Annotated in this window: 3 protein-coding genes; 1 reads left to right on the top strand and 2 read right to left on the bottom strand. The window is 62.9% G+C overall.

Going from position 1 to position 5302, the window contains the following annotated elements:
• Together ACLP9N_RS00425 and ACLP9N_RS00430 are read right to left on the bottom strand one after the other, a co-directional pair.
• A partial coding sequence (locus tag ACLP9N_RS00425) for a TIGR03087 family PEP-CTERM/XrtA system glycosyltransferase (RefSeq protein WP_442405549.1) occupies positions 1-919 on the bottom strand: 919 nt, incomplete at its 3' end.
• 99 nt (positions 920-1018) lie between these two features.
• Positions 1019-1999, bottom strand: a complete 981-nt coding sequence (locus ACLP9N_RS00430) for an XrtA system polysaccharide deacetylase (RefSeq protein ID WP_442405550.1) — start codon at positions 1997-1999, stop codon at positions 1019-1021.
• Between the two features lie 1023 nt (positions 2000-3022).
• Between ACLP9N_RS00430 and ACLP9N_RS00435 the strand changes: the two genes are divergently transcribed.
• Positions 3023-5110 (top strand): right-handed parallel beta-helix repeat-containing protein, encoded by a 2088-nt coding sequence (locus ACLP9N_RS00435; RefSeq protein WP_442405551.1) that lies wholly within the window; start codon positions 3023-3025, stop codon positions 5108-5110.
• Positions 5111-5302 lie beyond the last annotated feature (192 nt).

The raw sequence follows: 5302 nt of genomic DNA on the forward strand, positions 1-5302 counted from the left end.
TCTGGATTCCCCTGGCGATCCGCAACGGCACCACCGCGACGCTCGCCCGCGCGAGGTAGGGCCGCACGTCGGCAACCCGCCCGGTGACCGTCACGCCGGGTATCCTGGCAAGGGCCTTGACCCGAGCATCAGGTCGAGACCCGCAGATGGTGAAGGTCACGTCCGGCAGCTCGCGGCGGATCAAGGGCAGCACGTCCCGGCAGAACCAGACGATGCCCTCGAGGTTGGGATAGTAATCCATCACCCCCGTGAAGACCATCTCACCGGGTATTTTCTCGAGAGAATGGGGACGAAAAACTTCGAGATCGACCCCGTTGCTGACGCAGCTCGCCGCCGCGCCCGGGACCAGCCGCTCCAGGTCCTTGAGCTCGCGAGGGGTGCAGACCAGCGAGTGTGTGAACGTCCTCGCCAGGTTTCGCTCGTACTCGAGCAAGCAATGAAACTCGCGGCGGAAAATCCACGAGCGGGGGATGCTGGAATTCTCGGCATACTGTTGCCATTTGAGCGAATCGAGGTCCACGAACTGCATGATGCGCGGCACATCGGAGTAAGGCTCGACGAACTGGGCCATCTGGGAACTGTTGACCAGGATCGCGTCAAAATGCTCTCGCCGCATTCGTTTGCCTACCTGCTCGTGCAGTCCGAGTTCGTTGAAATAAGCCACTGTGAAGGGCATTCGACTGCCCAGGGCGGCCAGAGCCCTTGACCGGGCTCGCATGGGGCGAACGGCAACGGCGTCGACTGATGTCGCCAAGGATTTCAGCCCGGCGATGTTTGCCAAGTCTTCCTCGCCGTCGGCCAGACAGGCCACAGCGACCTCGTGCGCTTCCGCCAGGTGGCGCAGTTGATTGTACGTAGGGATCTTGTCGCCCCGGTCTGGAGGATAGGGAACGCGCTGGGCAAGAAACAAGATCCGCATGGCTTTGGGACTGCCCAATGAATCTTTGATGAGCCGCCGAACCTGTCTTGACCCCGCTGAGGGCGAATTCGGCGTGTCTGTGAAAGCAATCTGCTGACGTCAAGGAGTCGGACGGAATCGAGGCAGCCCTTCACGGCGCTCGAGGAGCCGCCTGGCAAGGTCGACGGCTCGCATGAACGGGTAGCCGGAGAACAGCCGGGTCAGACGGCTCCGGCTGCGTCGGATCCCCACGTAGGTCCGGAAGCGGTTGAGTCGCTTCAGCGGGAGGCGAGGCTGATCCAGATCGAACTCCCACGGATGGAAGTAGAGGACGGTCGCGCCGGACTGCGGGTCGCGCCGCGAGTGCGCCAGCGCCAGCTTCATGAGCGGCCAGGGCAACATGCGGAAATAGCCCCCTCCGCCCACGGGGATGTTCACGCCCCCGATCCGCAGGGTCGCGGGGGGAAGCTCAAGAATCTCGTGGCGTATGCCTCGTGCCAGAAACGGCCCTCGAGGCGCGTCCGGGATGCCATAGCGATCATGGTGCACGGGATAGATGGACGAGTCGTAGAGCAGGCCGATCTCGGGCAGGACATCCAGCGCCCAAGCCGTCTGCTTGACAAGGCTGAACGTGGGCGCCCGGTACCCGACGACCGCCGCGCCGCAGGCCTGCTCGAGGGCGTCCTTGCTCTTTCGCACGTCTTCCCGGAACACTTCAGGAGTCATGGTATGAATACGGCGGTGATCCCATCCGTGGCTCGCCACCTCGTGTCCCGCCTCGCGGATGGAGCGAACCAGCCCCGGCTCATCATGGGCGATCTGGCCGATGATGAAGAACGTGGCCGGGATGTTCCTCTCCGCGAGCTGCTCGAGGATCCAACCTGTCACCCGGCACATCCGTCGGCGGTAATCGCCTTGAAGCGTGGCTGCCACCTCCAAACCGGCCGCCGCCTCAATGCGGTGGTGCTCCTCGATGTCGAAGCTGAGAACGGCGGGGATCGGGATGGGACCGAGCCCCGCGCCAGAGGTGCCCGAGGCGGCCCGCCCGGGGCGCGACGAGGCCGTTCTCGGGTCGGCGATGTAAGTGCTGGCATTGTTCATGAACTTCGAGGGCCCCTGGATGCCTACCTCGATCTGTCGGACATAGCTTGTATGTGAGCCCGTGGAATGCAAGGACAGGCGTAATCGCATCTACTTGGGAGAGAGGATCTCAATGGACGGTTCGCGGACGTATAAGGTCCAAAGGGCTCAGTTTTGCGCGGACTCCGTCCCCATGGGTTGCACCACGTCGCGTTGCACCTGAAAAAATTAAACGAAGAGCACCAGTTAGAAACAACGGCTAACGGCGGTTTACTTTTTCTGACTAACAGTTTAACAATGGGCTAGTTGGTATTCTGCGACCCTGAAGCAGCATCAAGCGTCAGTCACCAGCTTCGATCAGCAGTGGATCCTGGGCCGGTTACGGTTTCGTCTGAGATCCACCCCCAATCCTTCTCTGACACTGCAGGCGCTACGCGGTGGGCCTATCTGCCAACTCGAGTCCTTTGATGATGCTCAATGCGTGTCTCAAAACCGGCCTTCGATGTCTCTTCCAAGCCTAGTTCAGGTATTTGAGATAGTCTATTCGTTTGCGATCAAGTGAATCTGGTTATAAGAGAGCTCAATCTATAGAACAAACTCGACTCGATTCTACTCTCTGCAAGAGCGTCAAACCATGCACGGAAGCACCCTGCATGGGCTGGTCTATAACTGTCATCCCAGATACGAGACATCCTCCATCCGTGTTAGTAGGGTATCAACCGGTTGGCCCAAGGTCAAGCGTGATTTCGATGGTTTTTCGGAATTTCAACGAACATACTTAAGCCACGTCACGCATTTTAGCCATATATGAGCGTATCCAGTCTTAGTAAGCTCCTTCGGTGTCATGCGGCCAGGTTGAGCAGCCGATCGGAGGCGGCCTGAATTTCGTCTTCGTTCAACTTGTTCAACATTGAGGGAATGGTTCCGTGGTGATCCACGGATGCTTCACCGTTCGAACGCCGACAGGTTGACAGCCCCCGCGGCCGACGCCACGATGAGGTCCGGGGGGGTTCCTTTCCCAAGGAGCATTCCAGGAATCATCACATGGTAGGTCGAGCACGTCTGCTGCTGTGTATGGCTTTCGTCATCGTCCCTTCTACACCGGGTCGGGGCGAGGACGCTCCCGTCGCGGTCGCGGCCCGGCCAGCCTGGGGCGAGGCGATGGCGCGGGTCCACGCGCGGTTCCGTGGCAAGGCGGGCACCTTCGCGCACTTCGGCGACTCAATCACCGAGACTCTCGCCTTCTGGACGCCCATGAAATATGAGCGTAAGAACGCACCGCCCGAGATGGAGCGCACCTTCCGGAAGGTAGAGGCGTACCTGCGCCCCGAGTGCTGGCGCGACTGGAAGGGGCCGGAGTTCGGCAACCAGGGGGGGCAGACGGCGCGGTGGGCCGACGAGAACGTAGCGGCCTGGCTGGATAAGCTCGACCCGGAAGTGGCGCTGGTCCAGTTCGGGAGCAACGACCTGCGCGAGTTCCAGGTGGTCGAGTACCGCCAGCGCTTGCGCTCGGTGGTCCGGAAATGCCTCGACCACGGGACCGTGGTCATCCTCAGCACGATTCCGCCGCGGCACGGGTTCGAGGCGAAGTCGGCGTCGTTCGCCGGAGCGGCCCGGCAGGTCGCGCGCGAGATGCACGTACCGCTGGTCGACTACCACGCCGAGATCCTGAAGCGCCGGCCCGGCGACTGGGATGGGGCGTCGGAGGCGTTTCGGGCTTACGAGGGGTACGACGTGCCCACGCTCATCTCCCGCGACGGCGTGCACCCAAGCGCCCCGCAGCAGTACCAAAACGACTACTCTGTGGAGGCGTTGCGGTGCCACGGCTTCGACCTGCGGAGCTACCTGGTGCTGATGAGGTATGCCGAGGTCATCGACGCCATCACAACCCAGCGGCCGGCAGACAGGCCGTCGAGAGTATCGTTGGTAAAGGTTTGGTACCCGAAGGCACCGCCTCTGGGCTCTCCGGCGGGCGAGGTGATCAAAATCGCCACCGCCGACGCGCTGCTTGCGGCGGCCCGCCGGGTCCGGCCGGGTGGGACCATCCTCCTGGCCGACGGGGTTTACCCGATGACCCGCACGCTGGTGATCGCCACCAACGGGGTAACCCTCCGCAGCAGCTCGGGTCGGCGCGGCCGCGTGGTGCTCGACGGCGGCGGTACGCTCGGTGAACTGCTCACCATCCGCGGCTGCACCGGCGTGACGGTCGCGGATCTCTTGATCCAGAACGTCCGCTGGAACGGCATCAAGCTCGACAGCGACACCGGCGTCCAGCGGGCCACAATCCGCAACTGCGTTTTGCACAACATCTGGCAACGCGCAGTCAAGGGCGTGGCGGTGCCGGCAGCGGATCGCGAGCGTTTGCGGCCACGGGGGTGCCGGGTCGAGTACTGCTTTTTTATCAACGATCGCCCGAAGCGGTACGGGGACGACCCAGCCGACACGCCGCAGTCCTTCGGCGGCGACTACATCGGCGGAATCGACGTGATGTATGCATCCGGGTGGAGCATCGCCGACAATGTGTTCGTCGGCATTCGGGGCCGCACTGGCAGCGCCCGCGGGGCGGTCTTTCTCTGGCACGATAGCCGCGACTGCGTCGTCGAGCGCAACGTGGTGGTCAACTGTGACAGCGGTATCTGCCTGGGCAACTCGTTCAAGCCGCCCGCGGTGGCGTACCACTGCACGGGCGTTCTGGTTCGCAACAACTTCGTGACGCGGGCGCCCGAGAATGGCATCCTCGCTGACTTCACGCGCGATTGTGCGATCTTGCACAACACAGTTCACGACCCCAACAGCCGTCACGGGCGGCTCATCCGCCTGGTTCACGACAACGACGGCCTGCGGGTCCAGAACAACCTGCTCAGCGGTCCCGGTCCGCTCATCGAGACGGAGAGCCGGTTCACGCTGCGGAACAACGTCAGCCGCGACCTGAGCGCCTCCTTCGTCGCCGCCGATGAGGGCAACCTGCGGCTCACCGCGGCGGCAACAGCTGCGATCGACCGGGCGGAGCCGCTAGCCGAAGTTACCGCCGACATCGACGGGACACCGCGCGGTGCACATCCGGACCTGGGGGCGCACGAGTTCGTGGCCGCAGCGGAGAGCTCGCCGGCCGGTCCCCGATCGCCACGTTGAAATGCGGCGGCCATGCGGCGAGCGGTTGAACCTGTGGGACTGCTCAATCCTGGACCATGGCGACTCCGTGTCGTTGGAAGGCCCCGAGCAGCGGTTGTAGAATCGACTCATAGTTTTTCACCGTCCGACCGAACGCGTGTGGAGAGGCTGGCGAACCTGGACCAAGCTGGCAGTTCGCACGACACGCCGGGT

Origin of the sequence: Mycobacterium sp., from assembly GCF_052144515.1 — a bacterium.
Lineage (GTDB): Bacteria > Actinomycetota > Actinomycetes > Mycobacteriales > Mycobacteriaceae > Mycobacterium.

Coding starts and splice junctions, on each gene's coding strand:
- ACLP9N_RS00435 (WP_442405551.1), top strand. CDS start 3,023: ATGGTAGGTCGAGCACGTCTGCTGCTGTGTATGGCTTTCGTCATCGTC.
- ACLP9N_RS00430 (WP_442405550.1), bottom strand. CDS start 1,999: ATGAACAATGCCAGCACTTACATCGCCGACCCGAGAACGGCCTCGTCG.